Annotated in this window: 21 protein-coding genes; 10 read left to right on the plus strand and 11 right to left on the minus strand. The window is 69.3% G+C overall.

Going from position 1 to position 21777, the window contains the following annotated elements; translation table 11 throughout:
* The first annotated feature begins 194 nt into the window (after window positions 1-194).
* Both PQI07_RS08790 and PQI07_RS08795 read left to right on the plus strand, forming a co-directional pair.
* Window positions 195-932: a sugar transferase gene (locus PQI07_RS08790; RefSeq protein WP_051045014.1), complete on the plus strand. Its 738-nt coding sequence runs from the start codon at window positions 195-197 to the stop codon at window positions 930-932.
* Window positions 933-986: 54 nt separating this feature from the next.
* Window positions 987-1217, plus strand: a complete 231-nt coding sequence (locus PQI07_RS08795) for a hypothetical protein (protein ID WP_043355172.1) — start codon at window positions 987-989, stop codon at window positions 1215-1217.
* A 243-nt stretch (window positions 1218-1460) separates the two neighbouring features.
* Here PQI07_RS08795 and PQI07_RS08800 read toward each other — a convergent pair whose 3' ends face one another.
* Window positions 1461-2294, minus strand: coding sequence for a family 16 glycosylhydrolase (locus tag PQI07_RS08800; RefSeq protein ID WP_043355170.1), 834 nt, complete (start codon window positions 2292-2294; stop codon window positions 1461-1463).
* A 202-nt stretch (window positions 2295-2496) separates the two neighbouring features.
* Between PQI07_RS08800 and PQI07_RS08805 the strand changes: the two genes are divergently transcribed.
* The gene (locus PQI07_RS08805; protein WP_075381129.1) at window positions 2497-3522 is read left to right on the plus strand and encodes a glycosyltransferase; all 1026 of its coding nucleotides are present in this window, start codon (window positions 2497-2499) and stop codon (window positions 3520-3522) included.
* Between the two features lie 31 nt (window positions 3523-3553).
* Here PQI07_RS08805 and PQI07_RS08810 read toward each other — a convergent pair whose 3' ends face one another.
* The 8 genes from PQI07_RS08810 to PQI07_RS08845 all read right to left on the minus strand — a co-directional run bounded on the left by PQI07_RS08810 (window position 3554) and on the right by PQI07_RS08845 (window position 12662).
* A complete protein-coding gene (locus tag PQI07_RS08810; protein WP_043355166.1) occupies window positions 3554-3862 on the minus strand; it encodes a hypothetical protein in 309 nt (102 codons plus the stop codon).
* 183 nt (window positions 3863-4045) lie between these two features.
* Window positions 4046-4351 (minus strand): hypothetical protein, encoded by a 306-nt coding sequence (locus tag PQI07_RS08815; RefSeq protein ID WP_085987698.1) that lies wholly within the window; start codon window positions 4349-4351, stop codon window positions 4046-4048.
* A 456-nt stretch (window positions 4352-4807) separates the two neighbouring features.
* Window positions 4808-5050: a hypothetical protein gene (locus PQI07_RS08820; RefSeq protein WP_043355164.1), complete on the minus strand. Its 243-nt coding sequence runs from the start codon at window positions 5048-5050 to the stop codon at window positions 4808-4810.
* Between the two features lie 97 nt (window positions 5051-5147).
* Window positions 5148-5369: a DUF6894 family protein gene (locus PQI07_RS08825; protein WP_043355162.1), complete on the minus strand. Its 222-nt coding sequence runs from the start codon at window positions 5367-5369 to the stop codon at window positions 5148-5150.
* A gap of 798 nt (window positions 5370-6167) precedes the next feature.
* Complete coding sequence (locus PQI07_RS08830; RefSeq protein WP_043355160.1) at window positions 6168-6995, minus strand: LuxR C-terminal-related transcriptional regulator; 828 nt, start codon at window positions 6993-6995, stop codon at window positions 6168-6170.
* Window positions 6996-7690: 695 nt separating this feature from the next.
* Window positions 7691-8926, minus strand: a complete 1236-nt coding sequence (locus PQI07_RS08835; protein WP_179697517.1) for a glycosyltransferase family protein — start codon at window positions 8924-8926, stop codon at window positions 7691-7693.
* Window positions 8923-11280 carry a GumC family protein gene (locus PQI07_RS08840; protein ID WP_043355156.1) on the minus strand — a complete coding sequence of 786 codons (2358 nt, stop codon included), beginning with the start codon at window positions 11278-11280 and terminating at the stop codon, window positions 8923-8925. The genes PQI07_RS08835 and PQI07_RS08840 overlap by 4 nt, the downstream gene beginning before the upstream one ends.
* Window positions 11281-11372: 92 nt before the next feature.
* The gene (locus PQI07_RS08845; RefSeq protein ID WP_043379172.1) at window positions 11373-12662 is read right to left on the minus strand and encodes a polysaccharide biosynthesis/export family protein; all 1290 of its coding nucleotides are present in this window, start codon (window positions 12660-12662) and stop codon (window positions 11373-11375) included.
* 375 nt (window positions 12663-13037) lie between these two features.
* Here PQI07_RS08845 and PQI07_RS08850 point away from each other — a divergent pair, with 375 nt between their 5' ends.
* The 7 genes from PQI07_RS08850 (at window position 13038) to PQI07_RS08880 (ending at window position 19720) form a co-directional block, all read left to right on the plus strand.
* The gene (locus PQI07_RS08850) at window positions 13038-13586 is read left to right on the plus strand and encodes an acyltransferase (protein ID WP_053609327.1); all 549 of its coding nucleotides are present in this window, start codon (window positions 13038-13040) and stop codon (window positions 13584-13586) included.
* A gap of 13 nt (window positions 13587-13599) precedes the next feature.
* Window positions 13600-14628 carry a Gfo/Idh/MocA family protein gene (locus PQI07_RS08855; RefSeq protein WP_274926466.1) on the plus strand — a complete coding sequence of 343 codons (1029 nt, stop codon included), beginning with the start codon at window positions 13600-13602 and terminating at the stop codon, window positions 14626-14628.
* Entirely contained in the window at window positions 14625-15740 is a 1116-nt protein-coding gene (locus tag PQI07_RS08860; RefSeq protein ID WP_043379175.1) for a DegT/DnrJ/EryC1/StrS family aminotransferase, read from the plus strand. Before PQI07_RS08855 ends, PQI07_RS08860 begins: the two co-directional genes overlap by 4 nt.
* On the plus strand, window positions 15724-16755 hold the full coding sequence (locus tag PQI07_RS08865; protein WP_043355148.1) for an NAD-dependent epimerase/dehydratase family protein: 1032 nt from the start codon (window positions 15724-15726) through the stop codon (window positions 16753-16755). Before PQI07_RS08860 ends, PQI07_RS08865 begins: the two co-directional genes overlap by 17 nt.
* Window positions 16752-17888 carry a DegT/DnrJ/EryC1/StrS family aminotransferase gene (locus PQI07_RS08870; protein ID WP_182591421.1) on the plus strand — a complete coding sequence of 379 codons (1137 nt, stop codon included), beginning with the start codon at window positions 16752-16754 and terminating at the stop codon, window positions 17886-17888. The genes PQI07_RS08865 and PQI07_RS08870 overlap by 4 nt, the downstream gene beginning before the upstream one ends.
* Window positions 17885-18685, plus strand: coding sequence for a polysaccharide deacetylase family protein (locus PQI07_RS08875; RefSeq protein ID WP_274926467.1), 801 nt, complete (start codon window positions 17885-17887; stop codon window positions 18683-18685). The genes PQI07_RS08870 and PQI07_RS08875 overlap by 4 nt, the downstream gene beginning before the upstream one ends.
* Window positions 18686-18772: 87 nt before the next feature.
* Window positions 18773-19720, plus strand: a complete 948-nt coding sequence (locus tag PQI07_RS08880; protein ID WP_274926468.1) for a glycosyltransferase family 2 protein — start codon at window positions 18773-18775, stop codon at window positions 19718-19720.
* A gap of 55 nt (window positions 19721-19775) precedes the next feature.
* Here the strand turns inward: PQI07_RS08880 and PQI07_RS08885 are convergent, their stop codons facing one another.
* Window positions 19776-20735, minus strand: coding sequence for a polysaccharide pyruvyl transferase family protein (locus PQI07_RS08885; protein ID WP_210165931.1), 960 nt, complete (start codon window positions 20733-20735; stop codon window positions 19776-19778).
* 95 nt (window positions 20736-20830) lie between these two features.
* A complete protein-coding gene (locus PQI07_RS08890; protein ID WP_100794033.1) occupies window positions 20831-21736 on the minus strand; it encodes a glycosyltransferase family 8 protein in 906 nt (301 codons plus the stop codon).
* Window positions 21737-21777 lie beyond the last annotated feature (41 nt).

The raw sequence follows: 21777 nt of genomic DNA on the forward strand, positions 1-21777 counted from the left end.
TGGATCGGCGGCCGTCTTGTTGCCGAACCTCTCGCCGGCCCAGAGTCGGCGCAAGGGTTCCGCCTGCGATCGACGCCCCTTCGGACCGGCTGACAGCCGTCGAAGCCGGCTGCGGCGACGCGGGCCGGACCGGCCGGGCGCGCACGCCGCTCCGCAGGTTCGGACCCCGTCTCGCTTCGAGTCAAGGAGCCGACATGTTGCGCCCGGCCGGGACCCCGACGCCGATCGAGTCGTCGACGCCGCAGGATGTGGTCGAGACGATCAACGAGGCCTTGGTCAAGACGTTGCCGGCGACGGTGCAGGCCGGCCCGGGCCTCAGGGCGAGCTGGGTGACGAAGCGCATCCTCGACGCCACCATCGCCCTGACGGCCCTGCTCCTGCTGCTGCCGCTCCTGCTGTTCATCGCCCTGCTGATCTGGGGGAGCGACGGCCGGTCGCCGATCTTCCGCCACAAGCGCCTCGGCCGGTACGGGCGCCCCTTCGGCTGCCTGAAGTTCCGGTCCATGGTGCCGGACAGCGACACGGTTCTGACGCGGCACTTCGCCGAGCATCCCGAGGCCCGGGCCGAGTGGGAGGCGTCCTACAAGCTCACGCACGACCCCCGCGTGACGGCGCTGGGCCAGGTCCTGCGCAAGACCTCCCTCGACGAGCTGCCGCAGCTCTGGAACGTGCTGTGCGGAGAGATGAGCCTCGTCGGTCCGCGGCCGATCGTGCAGGCGGAGGTCGTCCGCTACGGCGCCGACTTCATCACCTGCTTCTCGGTTCCGCCGGGGCTGACCGGCCTGTGGCAGGTCTCCGGGCGCAGCGACACGGGCTACGCCGAGCGCGTCGCCCTGGATTGCGCCTATGCCAGCCAGTGGAGTCTCGCCCGCGACCTCGGCATCCTGCTCAAGACGGTGCCGGCCGTGTTGAGCCAGCGCGGCAGCCGCTAGGGCCATGGCCTGGCGGCCGCGTCCCAATCGCCGCGCACACCGTGGAATACGCCGATGAAGGGCATGATGCTCAACGCCCTGCTGGGCGTGATGCTCGGACGCTTCGGTTCGGTCTGGCGGCTGCTGGTCTTCGTTCCGATCGTGGCGGCGGAGGTCGGCTACGGCCTCTGCGTCTACAACCTGAGCGCAGGTGCGTGTCTGCGCCGCGGTACGGCGCTGCTGATCTGCGGCCAGCTGGCCTTTCTGCTCGGCGCGCTGCTGCGGCCCATCGCCAATCAGCGGTGACGCCCCCGGGGCCGGCCCGGGCCGCCGCGGCGACGCGGGCACGTCAGGCCGCATCGTCCTCGGCGGTGGGCGCCTCGATGCAGAGGCGCCAGAACTCCACGAATCCGGCAGCGTAGGCGGCGATGACGAGGCTCGACCAATGCATCGCGCAGCTCCGGGCAAATTCGCGGGCTGAGCGTGATGCGGAGACGTTAAGATTCCGCCCCGTCCGGTGTCCGGGGCGCGGCCGACAGACGGGGGCCGCTACCGGCAGACGATCGATTCCTTGAAGCCGCACGGATCGCCCATCCGGGTGAACGCCACCCGCTCGAACAGCGCGGTGACCGGCCGTCCCGGATAGACCGTCGGCCCGAGCCAGGACGCGAAATCCTGGCCCTGTCCCGACCAGACGCTGAGCATGATCTTGCCCGGATGCGACGGGAGCGGCCGGTCGGGCGCGGCGCGCACCTCGCGCAGCAGGCGTCCGTTGACGTACCAGCGCAGGCGGTCGGGCAGCCACTCGAGGGCGTAGTCGGCGGTGGCGGTCGCGGCGTCGAATCCGAGCGGGTCGAAGCTGTCGTGGCCGCCGACGCCGCCGACGAAGTAGTTGAGCTGGACCTTGCCGGTGTCCTTGCCGAGGAACTCGAAGTCGATCTCGTCGTTCGTGCGCCGGTCGCCGTTCTCGGGGCCGTTGTAGGTGAAGAACGCCGAGACCATGCCGGACCCGGCGCCGGGCCGCATCCGGACCTCGTAGGTGCCGTAGCCGTAGCGCTCGTGGGTCTGGATCTCGGCGCAGCTGAACGGGCGCTCCTTGTAGGCGATGTTCGCCAGGGCCAGCGTCAGTTCGCCGGGCTTGGCGATCCGGACGCGCTGCTTCGACCACATGCAGCCCTGCCAGTCGCCGTTGGCCCAGCCGTCCGAGATGTACCAGCGGCGGTCGCTCAAGGTGTTGAAGGTCTCGACGAAGGATCCGCCGCCCTGTTCGGCCGGGGCGCCGGCCGGCGGAGCGGCGGTCTCGCCGGCGCTGCCGGGATGGGCCTGCAGGAGGAGCGTCGCCGCCACGCAGAGGCGGCGGACCGGGCCGGACCAGATCGTCATGCGCGCGTCCTTATCTTCGCCGCCCGATCGCGGCGGTGCGGATCGTAGCGACGGGGGCGCCGCGGACCGGTGATCATTCGGACGATCCGGGCCGGGGCGCTCCCTCTCCTTTCGGACGATCTCGCACCCCGCGGCGGAGCCGTCCTACCGTGCGGCGGACCGGCCGCGGCGCGGACCGGCCCGAGAGTCGCGGAGTCGTCCGGTGCGCAGATTACAGGCCCCGTCCCCCGTCCCGGAGGTCTGCGTCATCATCGCGGCCCGGGACGCCGCGGACACGATCGCGACCGCCATCGCCTCGGCGCTCCGGCAGCCGGAGGTCGCGGAGGTCATCGTGGTGGACGATGCCTCCGCGGACCGGACCGGCGCGGCCGCCGCGGCGGCCGACGACGGTTCGGGCCGCCTGAAGCTAATCCGGCTGTCCGTCAATGTCGGACCCGCGGCCGCCCGCAACCGGGCCATCGCGGCCGCGACCGCCCCGCTGCTCTGCATCCTCGACTCCGACGACCACTTCATCGACGGCCGGCTCGGCCGGCTCCTGTCCGCGCCCCGGACCTGGGACCTGATCGCCGACGACATCATCATGGTCCGCGGCCGCGAGGCGGGCTCCGCCGCCGGCCTCGTGACCGGGCCCGGGCGGCCGCAGCGGCTCACCCTCGCGACCTTCGTGGCCGGCAACATCCCCCGTCCCGGCGCGTACCGGCGCGAACTCGGCTTCCTGAAGCCGGTCATGCGGCGGGGATTCCTGGAGCGGCAGGGGCTGCGCTACGACGTGCGCCTGCGCCTCGGGGAGGATTACGCCCTCTACGTGGAGGCGCTGGCGGCCGGGGCGGTGTTCGCCGTGACGGCGCCCTGCGGCTATGTGGCGGTCGAACGGGCGAACTCGCTGAGCGCCCAGCACCGGACGGACGATCTCGCGGCGATCCTGGCCTTCGACGACGCCATGCTGGACCGGCCGGGGCTCACCCCGGACGCCCGGGCGGCGCTCCGGGCTCACCGGACCGCGACGGCCAAGCGCTGGCAACACCGGCGCGTTCTCGACCGGCGACGCGCCCAGGGCTACGCGGCGGCCGTGAGGGAACTGCTCGGCACGCCCATGGCGTGGCGGCACATCCTGTCGGTGACTCTGGCGGCCAAGCTCGCGCGCCTGGTGCCCGCGGCTGCGCCGGACCGGGAGATCCGGCCGCGCCTGCTCCTCGGGCCCGAGCGCCGCCTCGAGCCCGTGCGCTGATCCCAGGCTCCGGCCGAGCCTGCCTGGCGGATCAGCGGTCGCGCTCCGCCTTGCGGGTGCGGACGGCCGCCACGTCGGAGCAGACGTCGTCCAGCGCGCAGCGGACCCGTTCGAGGGCGGTCGAGAACGCCGCGTCCAGATTCGGATCGACGGCGTCCCGCTTCGTGCCCTGGTGGAAGCTGTCCAGCAGGTAGGGCATCATCTTGCCATGGAGCGCCACGTAGGCACCGGGGCTGGACAGCTCGTAGACCACCGCAAGAGCGTGATAGGCCCGGATCAGGACCTCGAGCGCGACATCCGCACTGCGCGCGCCTCGATCACAATCATCGCTGCATATCATCGTGATTGATATTCTATTGCTGCCCTTTTCTCCGGGTAACATGCTCAATTATATCTGTCGATATTGAGGCCAATTGCACTTTTCGACAAGGCGTGCCGCACGGCGATTTAGCGGAGGCCCATGGCTCGACTGCAACAGTCTCGGAACGGACAAGCTCAGCGCAAGCCTATCTCAAGACGATACCTAGCTGCGCATAGGTCGTGTCGGCCGGATCATCGTGGCAATCTTGTTTTCAACCTCAACGAGGACGCTGTTCACAAGTTGAACGGCGTCGTCGACTGTCCCGGTTGTCAGGCTTCCGTTGCGGCTTGTTTCTTGAATGATGCGGAAATTATCTTCGACGAACGTGCGGATCTTCTGCTGGACATCGCCGAACTCGCCAGGATGAGCCGTCTCATAGAGCAGAGCGAGGGCCAAATAGGCGCGCCCGACCATGTCCAGCGCCAGGGTTGTGCTGATATCCGAATTTTCCGCTTCTGGCGCCGGCACGACGACTGAATTTCCTGTCGCAAGCTGAGCTGCTACTCTATCACACTCTCAATTCGACGCCAGCCATGTCGAATTTTTTCAATGGGATGGCGCCTTTCACGCATCCCGTTCGGACCGCGACCGTCCCGAACCCGCTTTCCGGCGGAGCCGGCCCGCGGGGGGACTGTCCAGGACACGGCGTGCCGCTTCGGCCGGATCGGGCGCGAGGCGGGCGACCGCACGTGGAGAGCCCGCATCCGCCGGCGCCGACAGGCAAGGCCGCCGCATGGCTCGATCGGCGGATCGGCCGCCCCGGGGGCATCGGTCAGGGTCGGGCCCGTCGCAAGACGGGGCAGGCGCCGGCCGTTAAGGCGCGGCGAGCAATCGGCGCCGGTGCGGGCGTGGGGGCCTGTGCCCGGGACGCCCTGTCTCAAGGGGAGCGAAACCGGGCGTGCCGCGTCGCTCCGGGCGGAACCGTCAGCGGGTCGCGCTGCCCTGACGCCGGACGCGGTCGCGGCTCGGGAGCGGCGCGAGACCGTGCTCGACCCGCAGCTTGAGTCCGAGGATCCGGTTGTGCCGCGCCATGGCGCGAAGCGATTCGGCCGTCTCGATATCGCCGCGCAACTGCAGGGCGTCGGCGGCCAGCGCCATCTGGGCGGCCATGGCATCAGCCTGCAGGGCGGCGCGCGGGTCGGTCGAGGAGAGGGGCATTCCGGCCATGGCTGCCACGGTGCGAGGGCTGGCCCGATCCTCAAGACGATCCGTTAACGATATCTTAACAGGCGCGCCTCGGAGGCGGCGGGTGCGGCCAGTGCCGTCACTTCCGGATGGGCAACCGGCCGACCAGCCAGCCGGCCTCGTTGCGCACGAGCAGGGTCCAGAGCGGTTCCCGGCCGCCTCCGGTGATCTCCTCGGCCATCTCGGCGATCACGCTGCGGGCCTCGATCAGGGCTTCCTCGAGGCCCGCGGCCTCGACGCCGACCAGGTCGCGGATCGTCTCCTCGGCATTTGCGATCTCGAAGTAGAAACGCGCCGCCAACAGGATTCTCCTCGGTCGGAACTCTTTCGGGAGTTCTCTGCTATAGCCCGATGCGCGCATCTTAGCCGCGTGCGCCCTGAGATGAAGCGGTCAGAAAAGAGCAGCCGTCTTTGGCAATTCGGGTGATGCCTGTGCGCAATCTTCGCCGGATCGCCGAAGGATGGCTCGACGTAGGCCGAAGGGCGTAGCCGTCTGACACCCGCGATGTCCGGACGGTGATGTCGGGGCAGCACGGGTGCGGACCGAAGGACGGGGGATGTCGAGCCCTGTGCGGACGTGCCGGCACCTCCCAGGCTCCCAGGCTGGGGCGGGGGGACGCGTCCGGCGCCGCGCTACGGGGCGCCGCCAAGCGCGAGGCGGGCGTGGCCCTGAATGCGGGTGGCGGCGGTCGGCGGCCGGGTGCGCGATGCCTGGACGGGCGGCGGCCCGCCAGCGGCCGAAGCGGCCAGTTCCGGTGCGGCCCGGCGCCCGCATGCCCGACGGGGCGGGCGAGACGCTACGCGAACTGCCCGCGACGGATTGGGGCGGCCGGCAGGGAAGCGATCTCGACTTCGCCCGCGATGGGGCCCGTCGCCGCGCGAGCCGGGATCTGCGCCGATGATCGCGCCCGCCGGGGCGGCGCGGGCGATCCGTCCGCTTCAGGAGCCCGATGCCTCGAGCGGCGGCGAGGCTGACGAGGCCCCTCCCGGGCCGATCAAGCCGTCGACCGGAGAGGAGTCCGTGAAGCCTCGCTTGGCGCCGCCGGATCGCGGTCTCGCCGGGGTCACCCTGCGACCGCGGGAGGGGCGCCGGGGGCGATCAGGCCGCGGGGGCCTTCACGCTCGCCAGGCTCGAATCCTCACGGAGGAAGTACTTGTTCGTCAGATAGGCGACTTCCGTCCGGTTCTTGGCCTTGAGCTTCTTCATGATGTTGCGGACATGAACCTTCACGGTGCTCTCGCACATGTTCAATTCATACGCGATGATCTTGTTCGGCGTGCCCTTCCGCAGCGCCCGCGCCACGCAGAGCTGCCGCGGCGAGAAGATCTCATCGTCGCCGGCCTCGACCGGCTCGTCCACCTTGATGTTGGCCAGCAGGGGCAGGAGGCACTCGGCCGGGATGTAGACGCCGCCGGCCTGCACGAGCTGGAGGGCCTGCAGGGCGATGTCGACGGAGGTCGTCGTCGGAATGTAGCCTTTGACCCCGAGCTTGATGATCCGCACGATCTGCTCGAGGTGCTCGCCGTCCGAGATGACCGCCACCGGCGGCGTGCCGGCCTCGCCCTGCAGGAAGGTCAGCTCCCGGGTGATCTCGGCCCACTCGGTCTCGGACAGATTGCCGTCCGGCCGGCAGAGGACGACCACGCTCGCCGGAACGAAGGGCGTCTGACGCTTCCACGATTCGATGTCCGCGAAGACTTCGAACGAAGTCTCCCGGTCGGCCTCGCTGAGCGAGGCGGCGAGGCATCGGCCGACGAGCTGGCGTCGATCGATGATCACGATGCGGCTGGAGCGGCCCCGGGACTGGTCCCGTTGCTCGACGACGGCCGGGTTGTCACCGGCATGTGCACCCGAAAAGCCGCCGCGGCTCTCGGCCGTGTCCCGCTCAACGATGATGAGCGCGTCTCGAGTACCAAGACTGGCCATGAGAAATTACCTCCTTTCGAAGGAAGTCCATTGTCAGCGATGACGTGAGTACCCAATGAGCCCGCCGACGGCGTGACACTGAGATACGCGGTCGCTCCGGTCGTCTGGGGCGATGGCCGATGACCACGGATACAATGCTAACTTTCGTAAAATCGCCTGTAAATACCCTGTATGAAATTAACTGCCTAAATTTCTTCTCTAAATACAATCATCGCTCACTACGTACGTACAGGGTGATTTGTTTGATAGCCGGTTCTTGAACTGATCGAGATGTGCATTCGCAAGGTCGTTTGTCGTCGGGCAGCGATCGGTCTCAAGATCTTTGCGAATGTAGTCCATCGTTCATCGATTTTCTGAATGATCAAACTTTGCTTTGCTTGCCTCCGCTTATTGCTAAGGCGTTTGGCTTGGCTTTCGAACCGATTTCGATGATCCGAATGCGCTTCAGGTATTCGATTGCAAGTATTCGCCCCAATGCGATCCGGTGTCAAATGATGAGGCTAAAATGCAACATATGTGGGTGTTTGTTGGGGCTGTTTTGAGTCGAGTACTGATTTCATGGGTACGCTGCGGTACCGAATGGCAGGGCATCCGGATCCGCGGCGCGGCTGGGCGTGCCGCCCGGCGCGGCGGGCGAATCAGCCCGCGCCTGCGCGCCGGAATTGCGATGCCCGGACTGCTCTGAAGAGGCCTGTTCAGTCCACCCGGACCAGGAGATCGCGCATGCCGCCGACATCGACGAACGTGGCGAGGTCGCAGGCGAGCAGGCGGGCGTGTCGCTGCGCGTAGACGGCGGGCGTCAGCGTCCGCAGGAACGCCGTCACGGAATCCGCGAGCGGCTCGGGGAAGGCCCAGCCGAGCCCTTCGGCGACCGCGTAGCGCCCGGTGGCGGTCGAGGCGCGCGCGAGCGTCAGCGCCCCGCACAGGCCGCCCTCGTAGAGCCGGTTCGGCAGCAGCCAGTCCGAATTCAGTCCATCGTCGAGGTAATCGACGGCCCAGCTGAAGTGGATCCCGCTGTAGATCTCGGGGAGATCGCGGGGATTGGCGTAAGGACCGCGGAACGCCATGTTCGCACGGCCGTCCAGGGTTTCGGCCAGCATGTGCGGGGCTATGTCCTCCTCGGAGAGACGCCCGGCCAGGACGATCCGCACCGAGTCGCCAAGGGCGTCGGCAATGGCGGCGAGAAGCGTCAGGCTCCTGCGGCAGCGCAGCGTCCCGAACCAGCCGATCACCCAGGGCGGCTCAGCCGCGCGGGTGCGATCGAGCCGGTCCGCCACCTCGCCGAGGCGATGGCCCATGACCTTGTTCTCCAGCAGATGCCACGCGCCGGTGAAGCCTTGGACGGGCCGGAAGTACCGGTCGATGAAGTCCGGTGCGCTCACGACGAGGAGGGCGCTGCGGCGGAGGAGCCAGCGCTCGACCGTGCGGGCGATCCACCCCGGGGCGTCCGGCCGGACCATCAGCCGCTGGATGTCGAGCACCTCGTAGACGAGGCGCGCGCGGCTTCCGGCGAGGCGTGATGAGGTCCAGGCCACGAGGGCCATGTCGAGGTTGCGCACGTAGATCACGTCCGCCGCGCGCAGGTCGGGCCCGCGGCGCAGGGCGCGGAGGATGCCGAGGGCGAGGCGCGGCAGCCGGCTTGCGTAGTTCCGGTCGACGGTCCGGCCGAGCGGGACGGTGTCGTCCGCCTCCCGGGGCGTGGCTGCGCCGCCGGGTCGGGCCCGCTCGAAGGCGTAGACGACCACGGACCAGCCGGCTTCCCGGATGGCATCGACCCGCTTCCGGACCGTCGGCTCGGCCAGATCGTGCCCGAAGAAGGCGACCCGACGGCCGGGCGCGGTCTTCGGGTTCGCGACCGCCGGGGGCGCGGTGGCCGCGCCCGGCCCGAAGGCCGAGGTCCGGCCGATGCCCCGGCTGAGCGGGCCGATCACAGAGCCGCCTGGGTTGCGTCGTGGGGCCGCCGCGGGGCCGTGGCCCAGCGCCGGAGCGCGCTCCTGAGGCCGCCGCGCCGGACCGTCGTCCCGTCGCTCGTCTTGTTGAGCACGATGCCCAGGACGGTGCTGCCGCTCGACTCGAGATCGTGGACGGCGGCGGCGACCTCGTCGATGCTCGTCCGCCCCGCCTCCACCACGATGATCAGGCCGTCGAGGCTGTCGAGGAGCGGCTGAAGCGTGGGCAATTCGTCCACCGGCGGCAGATCGACGACGACGCGGTCGAGGGTGGTGCGCTCGTCCCCGACGACCGACGCGACGCCTTCCGGGGTCATCAGGTCGCTGAAATGGGGGTCGTTCGGGTGGCGGTTCCCGCAGGCGAGCAGGCGGACTTCCCCGGGCTGGGGCCGGACCGCCTCCGTGGCGCAGCAGCGGCCGGCGAGCACATCGAGCAGGCCGCGCTGGTCCGTGGCCCGGTTGATCTGCGAGAGCGTCGCACGCCTGACGTCCGCGTCGATCACCAGCACCCGCCCGGCGCTCGACCGGACGCGGGCGAGGAGCTGACCGAAATTGCTCGCGAACAGGGTCTTGCCCGCGCCGGACCCCACCGAGGTGACGCCGATCGCGAAGACCGCACCGCGGCGATCGCTGCCCAGCACATGGGCCTTCAGGCTGTGCAGGCGCTCGACGAAGACCGATTGGGGCATGAACCGCACCGCGCTCGCCTTGAACGCTTCGACATTGGCCGGGCGCTGCGCCTCGCTGGCATGGGCCTGAGCCAGCGCCAGGGCGGCCCGGAAGCCCGGCTCGCGCCGCAGCTCGGGGAGAGCGGCGAGGCAGGTCAGGCCGTGGCCGGTGAGCTGCCGGGGCGAGCGGATCGTCCGGTCGAACCAGTGCCGCGCGAAGGCGCCGCTCACCCCGAACCCGGTGCCGACGAAGAGGCCGAGGAGCAGGATCAGGCTGCCGCGGGGCGCGCTCGGAGCCTCCGGCACGGTCGCCGGCGTGATCACGTGGGCGGAGGGCTGCGGATAGGATTGCTGGTTGACGGCGTCGATGTAGCGCTGGAGCAGGTTCGTGTAGATCTGGTCGTAGGTCTCGGCGGTGCGGTCGAGTTCTTTCGCCTTGACCCGGGCATTGCTCATGATCAGCGTCTTCGAGATCAGGGCGTCGAAGGCCGCCGTCATGCTGTCCTCGCGTGCCTTGGCGACCTCGTAATCGTGGTCCAGGGACATGGCGAGGCGCTCGAGTTCGGTGCGCAGCGACTGCTTGGCCGCCTGAATGTCCCGCTGGATCGCCTGGACCGCCTCGTGGTCGGGGCCGAGCCGGCGCTTCAGGTCGTCGGCGCGCTGCACGAGGTCGACATATTGCCGGCGCAGCTGGATGATCACGCTATCCTTGAAGGCCTCGGTAATCCCGGGATCGGCGATGTCCGAATCGAGGAGCCCGCGGATCTGGTCGCGCACCGCCCGGGCATCCATGGTCTTGGCGCGGGCCGCGGCCACGGCGGTGTTGAGCTCTTCCACCTGCTGCTCGCCCACGAGGCCGCGCTTGCCCAGGTCGATGATGGTGTGCTCGGCCTTGTAGGTCTGGGCCTCGCGCGAGGCCTGGCTGGCGCGCTGCTGGAGTTCCTTCAGCCGCGGCAGCATCCACTCGCCGGCGACCTTCCAGATCTGGGCCCGGTTCTCCAGCTCGGTGCTGACATAGGCCTCGGCCACCGCGTTCGCGACGGCGGCGGCGGTGGTCGGGTTGTCGGCGCTGTACCCGACCTCGATGACGTAGGCCGCGCCGATGCGGTTGGCCTCCACGTTCTCCCGGAGGGTCCGTGCCTGGCTCAGTTCCGGGCTCACGGGGGCAGTCTCCCGGACCGGCGGTTCGGTGCCGATCAATCGATGGGGGAGCGCCTTGAGGGCCTTCACGACCTCACGGATCTTCGCCACCAGCGGGTGCGAGGGCACCGCGAGGTCCTGCAGGGGGGGGAGGCCGAGCCGGCGCACGGCGGCCAGCGCGATCTTCTCCGAGCGTATGTACTCGACCTGGCTCTCCACCTCGGCGATCTCGAGCGGGGCCCCGGCATTGGGCGTGTCGCGGGCCGTCACCGGGCTGGTGCGGCTCTCGATGTAGATGCGCGTCCGGGCCGTGAAGATCGCGGGCGCGGTCGCGACGTAGAATCCGGCGCAGACCAGGCCGATGGTGGCGAAGACCAGGATCGACCGCCAGTTCTGCCGGGCAATCGTCAGGATGGAGACCTGCGCCTCCGTCTCGGACGAGAACGGCAGGCTGCGCCAGGGGCCCGTCCCACCGGCGCGGGCCGCACCGATCGGCAGGAAGGACGCGCTGGTCGAGTGTCGGTTCATGGCTCTCTCCTCACCGCGGCGGACACCGCCTCGGAGCGCTCTCTGTCAAAGGGGGTGTCGGCTCGGCCCATGGGGTGCCGAACCGGGGGGCGTCAGTTCTGGCCGGCTCCGTCACCGATGCCCCGCAGGGTGGGATCCGGCTTTAGCGCGACCTCCAGGACGTCGCCCGGCTGAAGCTCCATGTCCTCGGCGGCGTCGAGCTGGGTCCGGGACGTGCTGCCCTGGCGGAAGACCGAGATCGCGGCCTGCGCCCGGCTTCCGGATAGGAGCTGGGCCCGCAGGGCGCCGGTGTAGACGAGCTTGTCGTTGATGCTGTTCAGCTTCGAGCGAAGTGCCGACAGGTTGCTCTCCGCGGCCTGGAGCTTCTCCAGGGCGTCCATGGCCTGCAGGTCTTCGACCCGCTCGAGCTTGCGGGCGACGTCGCTCTTGTCACGGTCGAGCTGGGTGAGCTGGACCGTCGTCTGCAGGGCGCGGGTCGAGGAGAGCAGCACCGCCCGCCGGGCGTCGGTCAGCCGCGTGGTGACCACCGCGCCGCGCTGGAACAGGGCACGCACCGTGTCGTACTCCTCGGCATCGGCGTTGACGCCCTCCTTCTCCTTGACCTGCTGCTCGCTGAGATTCGCGTACTGCGTCTGGGCCCGGGCGAGGGAGCGCTGCAGATGCTCCTTCTCCTTCGCGATGTCGGTCAGCTGGATCCGGAGCTGCTGCTCGGCGAGCTTCTGCGCCGGTGTCGGGCGGCCGCCCGAGGCGGCCTGCGGGTCCGCGGCCGGGGCGCTCCTGTCCCGCGGCGCGGCGATGATCGCCTTCAGGCGCCAGATCGTCGCATTCTCCCGCGCGATGCTCGCCCAGGTCGCATCGTAGTCGGCGCGCAGGTTCGCGGATTCGATGATCGGGTTCTCCATCCGGAACCGCAGGAGATTGTAGCCGCCCGCGAGGGCGACCGCCTGCCGGACGGTCATGCCCGGATGGAACGGGTGCTCGCCCTGCTTGGTCACGTCGCCGCTCAGGTAGATCGGCTGGTACTTCGCGACCCGCACGCCGATCTCGTCCGGCTCGATCACGGCGATCGTTTCCCTGCCGTCCGGGCCGCGCTGCCGCACCGCCTTGGCGGCCAGGGTCTTCTGCAGGTTCCGGCGCAGCTCCGCGAGGGTCAGGCCGGCGGCCGGCACGTCCCCGAGCAGCGGGACCATGAGGGCGCCATCGGTCGAGACCGTGGATTCCTGCTTGAAGTTCGGGAGGCTCAGGGCCGACACCTCGATCGTGTCCCCGGGGGCGATCCGGTACTCCGCCGCCGCGGGGACCGTGAACAGGGCGAGCAGGCAGGCCATGATGCCGGCTCGGGAGGCGCGCCGGGTGACGGCGGACCGATATCCGGCAGGCATAGGCTCAGTCTTCGCCAGAATCCTCGACACGCGTCGTCCCCTCGAATGCGCTGCCATGTCCGGGCGTGGCCATCGAGCGGCGAACCGCGCGTCGGCCTCACGGGCTTATGGGTGGCTGAGGCGGCATGATGCGTAACGGCAAAGTCCGCCGGGACTCCTCCAAAAGGTGGGCCGGCGCCGTCCCGTCGGGGCAGGATCCCCGCCTTTCGGCGTAGGCGCGGCGACCGGAGCGTCGCCGGATCGCGACGGCCGGCAGCATCGGGCAGACGCTATTCGCCTTTCGACGGACGAACGACATCGAAAGCCTGGGTTCCCGGCCACCTGCAGCTCTGTGCAGCTTTACCGCACGGAAATTCGGCGGGTGGAGCGACCGGTATGCCGATTAATGATGTCAATATTGGTTCTGATGTGGGCATATTGTACCCAGATCTGGTCAATATTTATGGATGTCGAATCGAAGACGGCTCACGCATCGGCCCGTTCGTGGAGATCCAGCGCGGCAGCCATATCGGCCCGCGCTGCAAGATCTCCTCGCACAGCTTCATCTGCGCGGGCGTCACGATCGGGGCCGAAGTGTTCGTCGGCCACGGCGTGGTCTTCACCAACGAGCTCTACCCGGAAGCCACCAACGCGGACGGGAGCCTGAAGCGGGACGGCGAGTGGGAGCTCGTCGAGACCGTGGTCGAGGCCCGCGCCTCCATCGGCTCCAACGCCACCATCGTGGCGGGGATCACCATCGGCGAGGGCGCCCTGGTCGGCGCCGGTGCCGTCGTCACCCGGGATGTCCCGGCCTTCGCTATCGTCGCCGGATGCCCCGCGCGGGTCGTCGGGGACACGCGCACCAAGCGCGCCGAAAGCGCCGCGCGCGCCCGTTCCGTCCAGTCGCCGCGGCCCGAGCCGGCCGAGCCTCTGCAGATTGCTTGAGGGGAATGCACTCATGATCTCGATCGGTATCGTCGGATACGGCTACTGGGGGCCGAACCTCGCCCGGTGCACGTCGGAGAGCGAGCGCTGCCAGCTGGTGGCCATCGCCGACCAGTCGCCCGCCGCGCTCGCCCGGGCCGGCAAGCGCTACCCCGCCGTCCAGCTCCATCAGGACTGGCGCGACCTCGTGGCCGATCCCGCGATCGACGCCGTCATGGTGGCGACGCCGGTGAGCTCGCATTTCGAGATCGCCATCAACGCGCTCCGGGCCGGCAAGCACGTCTTCATCGAGAAGCCGATCACGCCCTCGGCCTTCGAGGCCCGGCTGCTGATCGAGGAGGCGGCCAAGCGCAACCTGAGGCTGATGGTCGATCACACCTTCGTCTACACGGGCGCGGTCGAGAAGATCCACGAGCTCGTCACGACCGACGCCATCGGCGACGTGTTCTACTACGACTCGACCCGGGTGAACCTCGGCCTGTTCCAGCGCGACGTGAACGTGATCTGGGACCTGGCGGTCCACGACCTCGCGATCCTCGACCGCATCCTGGACCTCGCCCCGGTGGCGATCTCGGCGAGCGGCACCGGCCATTTCAGCGGCCGTCCCGAGAACATGGCCCACCTGACCGTCTTCTACCCGCGCGGCGTGGTCGCGCAGATCAACGTCAACTGGCTCGCGCCCGTGAAGGTGCGGCAGACGCTGATCGGCGGCAGCAAGAAGATGATCGTCTACAATGACCTCGACCCGATCGAGAAGGTCAAGGTCTACGACCGCGGCGTCACGGTCGGCGGCGGCTCGGACGACATCACCGAGCTGATGGTCTCCTACCGGACCGGCGACATGTGGTCGCCGCACCTGTCCTTCCGCGAGGCGCTGATCGTCGAGATCGAGCACTTCGCCGATTCCATCGAGAACGGCACCGCGCCCATGACCGACGGCCACAGCGGCCTGCGCGTCGTCGAGATGCTCGAAGCCGCCATGCGCTCCCTGCGCCAGAACGGTGCGCCCATCGACCTCATGCCACTTGCGAGGGCCTCGTGATCCCCTTCCTCGACCTCAAGGCGCAGTACGCGGCGATCGGCGGCGACGTCGAGACCGCAATCCTCAACGTCCTGCGCAGCGGCGACTTCGTCCTCGGCCCGGCGGTCAGCGCCTTCGAGACGGCCTTCGCCGAGGCCTGCGGCGCCCGCCACGCGGTCGCCGTCAGCAGCGGCACCGCGGCCCTGCACCTCGCCCTCCTCGCCCTCGACATCGGCCCGGGCGACGAAGTGATCACGGTCTCGTCGACCTTCGTGGCGACGGTCGCGGCGGTCCTGTATGCCGGGGCCACCCCGGTCCTCGTCGACATCGACCCGGTCACCTGGACCATGGACCCGGCCCTGGTCGAGGCGGCGATCACGCCCCGCACCAAGGCGATCCTGCCGGTGCACCTCCACGGCCGGATGGCCGATCTCGACGCGCTCGGCGCCATCGCCCGCCGCCACGGGCTCGCCCTCGTCGAGGACGCCGCCCAGGCGCATCTCGCCGAGCGCGGCGGCCGCAAGGCCGGCACGATCGGGGATATCGGCTGCTTCAGCTTCTATCCCGGCAAGAATCTCGGGGCCTACGGCGAGGGCGGCGCCATCGTCACGGACCGCGACGACCTCGCCGCGGCGGCCCGCTGCCTGCGCGACTGGGGCCAGCAGGGCAAGTACAACCACGTCCGCCACGGCTTCAACCTGCGCATGGACGGCGTCCAGGGCGCGGTGCTGGGGGTCAAGCTCCCGCACCTGGAGGGCTGGACCCGCGCCCGCCAGGCGGTGGCGGCGGAGTACGGCGCCCGGCTCGCGGGCCTCGGCCTGGAGCTGCCGGCGCCCGCCGGGCTCGACCACGTGTTCCACGTCTACGCCGTGTCGACGGCGGACCGCGAGGGGCTGCGCCAGTACCTCAACGCGGCCGGCATCGCCACCGGGATCCACTATCCCGTCCCGGTCCACCGGCAGCCCGCCTACAGTCACCTCGACGACGGCGCCGGCCGCCTGCCGGTCACCGAGCGGCTGGCCGCCCGGACCCTGTCCCTCCCGATGTTCCCCGAGATGACGTCCGCGCAGATCGACACCGTCTGCCGGGCCGTCGCGAGCTACTGCGAGGTCGCCGATGCCCAAGCTGCGTGAGGTCACCAAGGGAAGCCGGTTCAGCGGCGACCTGCGCGGGACCCGGATCCTGGTCACCGGCGGATCGGGCTTCATCGGCTCGCACATCATCGACCTTCTGGTCGAGGCCGGCTGCGACGAGATCGTGGCCATCGACAACATGATCCGCGGCCGCCCCGAGAATCTCGGGGACGCCCTCGGCTCCGGCCGCGTCCGCCTCGTCCAGGGCGACATCCGCGACCGCGCCCTGATGGAGACGCTGGTCAAGGGCACCGACGTGGTGTTCCACCAGGCGGCCCTGCGGATCACGCAATGCGCCGCAGAGCCGCGCCACGCCTTCGAGGTGATGGCCGCCGCGACCTTCAACCTGCTTGAGAGCTGCGTCGAGGCCGGCGTCGCCAAGGTGGTGATGGCCTCCTCGGCCTCGGTCTACGGGATGGCGGAGGTCTTCCCGACGACCGAGAAGCACCACCCCTACGACAACCGGACCCTGTACGGCGCCGCCAAGTCCTTCGGCGAAGGTCTGCTGCGCTCGTTCAACGACATGTACGGGCTGGACTACGTCGCGCTCCGGTACTTCAACGCCTACGGCCCGCGGATGGACCTGACCGGCCGCTACACCGAGGTCATGGTCCGCTGGATGCAGCGCCTGGCCGAGGGCCAGTCGCCGATCGTCTTCGGCGACGGCCTGCAGACCATGGACCTCGTCCATGTCCGCGACATCGCCCGGGCCAACATCCTGTCGGCGATCTCGCCGGCCACCGACGTGGTGCTCAACGTCGGCACCGGCGTCGAGACCTCGCTGGTCGACCTCGCCGGCCACCTCACCCGGATCATGGGCCGGGACGGCACGCCGCTGATCCACGAGGCCGAGCGGGCCGTGAACCCGGTGCCCCGGCGCCTCTGCGACACGAGCCTCGCCAAGGCGCTGATCGGCTTCGAGGCGAAGATCGGCGCGGCCGAGGGCCTCGCCGACCTCGTCGCCTGGTGGCAGGACGAGTCCCGCTCGGAACACCTGCGGCGGGCGCTGGCATGATCCCGATTGCCAAGCCCGAAGTCGGCGACCCCGAGGCCGAGGCCGCCGCCGCCGTCGTCCGCTCCGGATGGCTGACCCAGGGGCCGCAGGTCGCGGCCTTCGAGACGGAGTTCGCCGCGATCGTCGGCGCGCCCCATGCCTGCGCGGTCTCGAACTGCACGACCGCGCTGCATCTCGCGCTCCTCGCCGTCGGGGTCGGCCCCGGCGACGAGGTGGTGACGGTGAGCCACAGCTTCATCGCCACCGCCAACGCCATCGCCCAGTGCGGGGCGACGCCGATCTTCGTCGACATCGACCCGGCGACCTACAACATGGCCCCGGACGCCGCCGCGGCGGCGATCACCGGGAAGACGAAGGCGATCGTCTGCGTCCACCAGATGGGCATGCCCTGCGACCTGGAGGCGATCGTGGCGATCGGGCGCCGGTCCGGCATCCCGGTGATCGAGGACGCGGCCTGCGCCATCGGCTCCGAGCGGCTCCAGGGCGACGTCTGGCGGCCGATCGGCAGCCCGGCGGGGGACATCGCCTGCTTCTCGTTCCACCCGCGCAAGGTGCTGACCACCGGCGACGGCGGCATGATCACCACCGCCAACGCCGCGTGGGACCGGACCTTCCGGCTGCTGCGCCAGCACGGGATGAGCGTCTCCGACATCGCCCGCCACGGCAGCGCCCGGGTGGTGGTCGAGGAATACGCCATCGCGGGCTTCAACTACCGGATGACGGACGTGCAGGCGGCCATCGGCCGGGAGCAGCTGAAGCGGCTGCCCGACCTGATCGCCCGGCGCCGCGACCTCGCCGACGGCTACCGCGTGCGGCTGGCCGACCTCCCCGGGGTGACGCCGCCGCCCGAGCCGATGGGGCTGCGCAGCAACTGGCAGAGCTACTGCGTCCGCCTCCCGGACGATGCGGACCAGCAGGCGGTCATGCAGGCGATGCTCGACCGGGGCATCGCCACCCGCCGGGGCATCATGTGCGCGCATCTGGAGCCGCCCTACGCCGAGGCGCCGCGGCGGTTCGCGCTGCCGGAATCCGAGCGGGCCCGCGACCACGCGATCCTGCTGCCGCTCTACGCGGCGATGACGGAGGCGGCGCAGGATCAGGTCGTCGACGGCCTGCGCGCCGCCCTGCGATGATCCCCGCACCGGTCAAGAGCCTCGCCCGGACGGTCGGCCTGACCCGCCCGCGCGTCGCCGCCGCCCGGATGGCCTGCGAGCGCACGACGCTCGCCCTCGGCCGCCGGCGTCGGGCCCTGCCGGGCGGGCGCATCCTCTGCTACCACTCGGTGGGCCAGCCGGAATGCGGCGTCAACGACGTCGCCCCCGGGCGCTTCCGGCATCAGATCGAGCGGGCGCTCCGTCTGGGCTACCGCTTCGTGCCGGCGGCCGCCATCGCCGAGGGACGCGGCGGCGCCCGCGACCTCGCCATCACCTTCGACGATGGCTGGCACAGCGTGCTGAGCGCGGCGGCCCCGATCCTGCGTGATTACGGGATCCCGTGGACCCTGTTCATCGTGGCGGGCTGGCTGGACCGGCCCGAGACCGGGCCGCGCGGCATCCTGGACTGGCGCGCCATCGAGGCGCTCGCTGCGGCCGGGGTCGAGATCGGCAGCCACTCGGTGACGCACCCGGATTTCGGGCGCCTCGACACGGATCGGACCGTCGAGGAACTCGTCGTCTCCCGGGCCATCATCGCGCGGCGCCTGGGCGTCGCTCCGGCGAGCTTCGCGATCCCGCTCGGTCAATCGATGAACTGGACGCCCTTCGCCCAACAGGCGGCCCGCGAGGCCGGCTACCGGACCCTCTATGCGCAGGCGGAGGAGACCAAACCTGAGGGCACCGTGGGGCGGACCTTCGTCACCTGCTTCGACCATGATCTGATCTTCCAGGCCCTGCTGCGCGGCGCCTTCGATGCGTGGGAAGAATGGGTCTGATCTCCGGCGTCTCGGGGTGCTCCAACAGTCCGAGGCCGTACTGCCCTGTCATGTCGCAGCAGATCCATCGGCCTGGGAGGCGCCCCGATGCAAGACGGTCCGAAGCTGGTTTCGGTCATCGTGCCGACATTCCGGCGGCCCCATCTTCTGCGCGGTGCGCTCGCAAGCATCCGGCGCCTCGAAAATCGCGATCTCGCGTTTGAAATCCTCGTCGCGGACAATGGGGGCGCGTGCGAGAACCGGGCGATCGCCGAGGCGTTCGGGGCCACCTACGTGGCGGTGGAGCGCCGCGGGCCGAGCGCGGCACGGAATGCGGGCCTGCGTTTGGCGACCGGCGACTTCATCGCTTTCCTCGACGATGACGACGCGTGGCTTCCGGGGAATGTGCGTGCGCAGATTGCAGTCCTCGATGCGGATCCCGCCTTGGACGGCGTTCTCGGGCAGGCCGTCGGCACGGACCCGGACCTGAAGAATCCCTCCGCCCCTTGGCCGGAACGGCATCCGGGCGTCGGCGACGCGCTTCTTCGGACCATGCTGAGCGGCTACTTTCCTCAACTGGGCACACTCGTGGTCCGCAGACGCGTCCGCGATTTGGTGGGTCTGTTCGACGAGACGCTCATCGGTGGAGAAGACCTGGATTGGCAGCTCCGTATCGCCCGCCGGCGGACCCTGGGCTATGTCGAGACACCCTGCATGCTCTTCCGCGGCCGCGCCCACGGCACCTACGACGCGATTCAGTACGACCGTCTTGCCTACGACCGGCTGGTCTTCTTCAGGCATAGTGTGCCGGAATGGCGTATCTGGCCCTCGCCCCTCGCGTTCCTCAGGGCGTATCAAGGCACGCTGCAGCACTTTTACTGGTATTTCGTCACGATCATGATCGCCGCAGCCTCGCGCGGCCAGAAGCGCCGGGCCTTCAGGGCCATCGTCGGAGCGCTGAGGGTCTTCCCGGTCCGCGCGACCTATCATCTGGTCGCGCGCCGGGATTGCCGAAGGGCGCTGGTTCAGATGGCCTCGATGCATCGGCCGATCTGATCGGACGCCAGCCGGGCCGTCACGGGGATCGGCGGGATCGCCCCCGCGGCCGCCCTCACGCCGTCAAGCGCATCGACCGCATCGACGCGGAACGGGCCGAAGCCGATGCCCGCCCGGTCGCGCGCAGGCCCGAACCGCCGCGGGACCGAACGAACCGATCTATGGCAGAGGCGACTCCGTCGACGGCCGCATCCAGCCGGGTGTCGCGGCTCATCTGCGGCTCCGCATGCGACAGCTGCTGCAGACGCTTCGCGGCGATCCAGGTCAGCATCTGATTGACGGGCTTGAGAGTCGGCATCGTGCTCGAACGCGCCGCGCGCCAGACTTCGGCGTTGGGCCAAACGGCGTGATACATCTCGCGGATGTTGCTCGGCAGCAAGGCATGCGGGCGCAGGTCGATCTCGAGGGACTCGGACCAGTCCCGCCACTTCATGCGATGCGAGTGATGGAGCGGCTTGGCGGCGATCCAGGGCGTGCGGAGGGCATCGGCGACGATGGCGCCGTGCATCGCCTCGGTGATGAGGAGCCTGGCGCCCCTGATCTGGGACAGGATCCGCCCGACATCGTCCCGGGGATCGATCAGCGTGACGCCCGCCATCCGGCAGGCCACCTGCCAGAAGCCACGCTCCAGGCTTTCGTAATGCGGCATGAAGGCGACCGTGATGCCCGACGCGGCCTCCGGCAGCGGCAGCAGGCGCAGCAGGACGGCTGGATCGCAGATCGCCCGCTCCGCCGGGAGGCCGAGGCGCCGCGCGGTCCCGGGGCCACGGACGAACAGGACGTCCCAGGATCCGTCATGCACGTCCGGCATCGCCGAATAGCCGCCGTAGCCGGACCCGATAACGTATTTTCTTGCCGATCTCGGGTAGATGTCTTGGATGATCGAGCCGATCCCGAGGAACAGCGCCTCCTCGCGATCATCCAGAAAGCCGTCCGGAAGCATCGCGCTCCAGACCAGCGGGTTGAGTTCATCCCCGAAGTTCGGCGGATCGCCGGCAAAGTAGGTCAGCTTCATGTCGGGCGCCGTGGCGTGTCGGGGTTCGACCGGGGCCGCGTCGGCGCGTTCGGCGCCGGCACGCTTCCGAGAAACTCAGGAGAAGGCCGGCTTCGCTATTGGAGGCCGAGGTTCCATCTGCAGAAGCATCTGAAATTCCACAGCAGCCAGCGCAGACGCCATTTGAGCCGGGTCTTGAAGCCGATGCCCGCATTGCGCAGGAGGCTCAGGCCGAACTCGGCACCGCGCAGCTCCTTCAGGTAAAGCCACGCCAGAGGATGCCATTCGTCGCGGCGCCAGGGTTTGGTCGCGTCGGTGAAGTGGATGATCTTCGGCCGCGGGGCGCTCCGGGTCAGGGCGGTCCACGTTGCGAACTTCTCGTAGAGGAAATTGCGCTGGAAGTTCCAGTCCGGTGGAATGCTGGTCCAGCGGTTCCAGAAGCTGATGTTCAACGCATCCTGATCGTCGTAATCGTAGACGTTGCTTGCAAGGAGCGCGATCGTGTGATCGAAGCTCTGGTCCGCTCTGAGTTTCTGGACATCCAGCAGGAGCACGCCCGCGTTGAAGTATCGGCCCTGGGCCGGCAGGCCGTACCGCGCGGCGAAGTCGCGCGGGTTGAGGCCGGCATCGACCACGGCTCCGAGCGCATGGGCGCCGAGGTCGAAGTCCCAGAGTTCGGCGATGTCGCTTTGAAGGATGAGATCGGAATCGAGATAGATCGCACGGCTGACGTCAGGCGGCATAAATCGCGGGATCATCAACCGGAAATACGTCGCCCGACTCATGCTCGGGCGATGGGCGTCGAACCCGAGCAGGACCGGATCGCAGATCTGAATCCACTCGATCGTGGCGCGCCGGGTCGAAACCTGGGCTCGGCTGGCCGCGTCGATGCCGTCATGGAAGACGAAAAACCGCAGCGGGTTGCGTTCGTTTCGTGTCTCGATCGAGCGCATGACCACACGAAGTTGTGGGATGTACGACTGATCGATGCCGAATGCGACGTTTATGACGGGCCTCTGCACGTCGTCCTCCGCTCGATTGCACCTGTGCTGACATGCGGCGC

Source organism: Methylobacterium sp. 092160098-2 (genome assembly GCF_028920805.1).
GTDB lineage: Bacteria > Pseudomonadota > Alphaproteobacteria > Rhizobiales > Beijerinckiaceae > Methylobacterium > Methylobacterium fujisawaense.

Bases quoted from the DNA above. Each gene is read 5' to 3' on its own strand.
- PQI07_RS08790 (WP_051045014.1), top strand. From the start codon at position 195: ATGTTGCGCCCGGCCGGGACCCCGACGCCGATCGAGTCGTCGACGCCG.
- PQI07_RS08795 (WP_043355172.1), top strand. From the start codon at position 987: ATGAAGGGCATGATGCTCAACGCCCTGCTGGGCGTGATGCTCGGACGC.
- PQI07_RS08800 (WP_043355170.1), bottom strand. From the start codon at position 2,294: ATGACGATCTGGTCCGGCCCGGTCCGCCGCCTCTGCGTGGCGGCGACG.
- PQI07_RS08810 (WP_043355166.1), bottom strand. From the start codon at position 3,862: ATGATATGCAGCGATGATTGTGATCGAGGCGCGCGCAGTGCGGATGTC.
- PQI07_RS08820 (WP_043355164.1), bottom strand. From the start codon at position 5,050: ATGGCCGGAATGCCCCTCTCCTCGACCGACCCGCGCGCCGCCCTGCAG.
- PQI07_RS08830 (WP_043355160.1), bottom strand. From the start codon at position 6,995: ATGGCCAGTCTTGGTACTCGAGACGCGCTCATCATCGTTGAGCGGGAC.
- PQI07_RS08840 (WP_043355156.1), bottom strand. From the start codon at position 11,280: ATGAACCGACACTCGACCAGCGCGTCCTTCCTGCCGATCGGTGCGGCC.
- PQI07_RS08845 (WP_043379172.1), bottom strand. From the start codon at position 12,662: ATGCCTGCCGGATATCGGTCCGCCGTCACCCGGCGCGCCTCCCGAGCC.
- PQI07_RS08850 (WP_053609327.1), top strand. From the start codon at position 13,038: ATGCCGATTAATGATGTCAATATTGGTTCTGATGTGGGCATATTGTAC.
- PQI07_RS08855 (WP_274926466.1), top strand. From the start codon at position 13,600: ATGATCTCGATCGGTATCGTCGGATACGGCTACTGGGGGCCGAACCTC.
- PQI07_RS08865 (WP_043355148.1), top strand. From the start codon at position 15,724: ATGCCCAAGCTGCGTGAGGTCACCAAGGGAAGCCGGTTCAGCGGCGAC.
- PQI07_RS08870 (WP_182591421.1), top strand. From the start codon at position 16,752: ATGATCCCGATTGCCAAGCCCGAAGTCGGCGACCCCGAGGCCGAGGCC.
- PQI07_RS08875 (WP_274926467.1), top strand. From the start codon at position 17,885: ATGATCCCCGCACCGGTCAAGAGCCTCGCCCGGACGGTCGGCCTGACC.
- PQI07_RS08880 (WP_274926468.1), top strand. From the start codon at position 18,773: ATGCAAGACGGTCCGAAGCTGGTTTCGGTCATCGTGCCGACATTCCGG.
- PQI07_RS08885 (WP_210165931.1), bottom strand. From the start codon at position 20,735: ATGAAGCTGACCTACTTTGCCGGCGATCCGCCGAACTTCGGGGATGAA.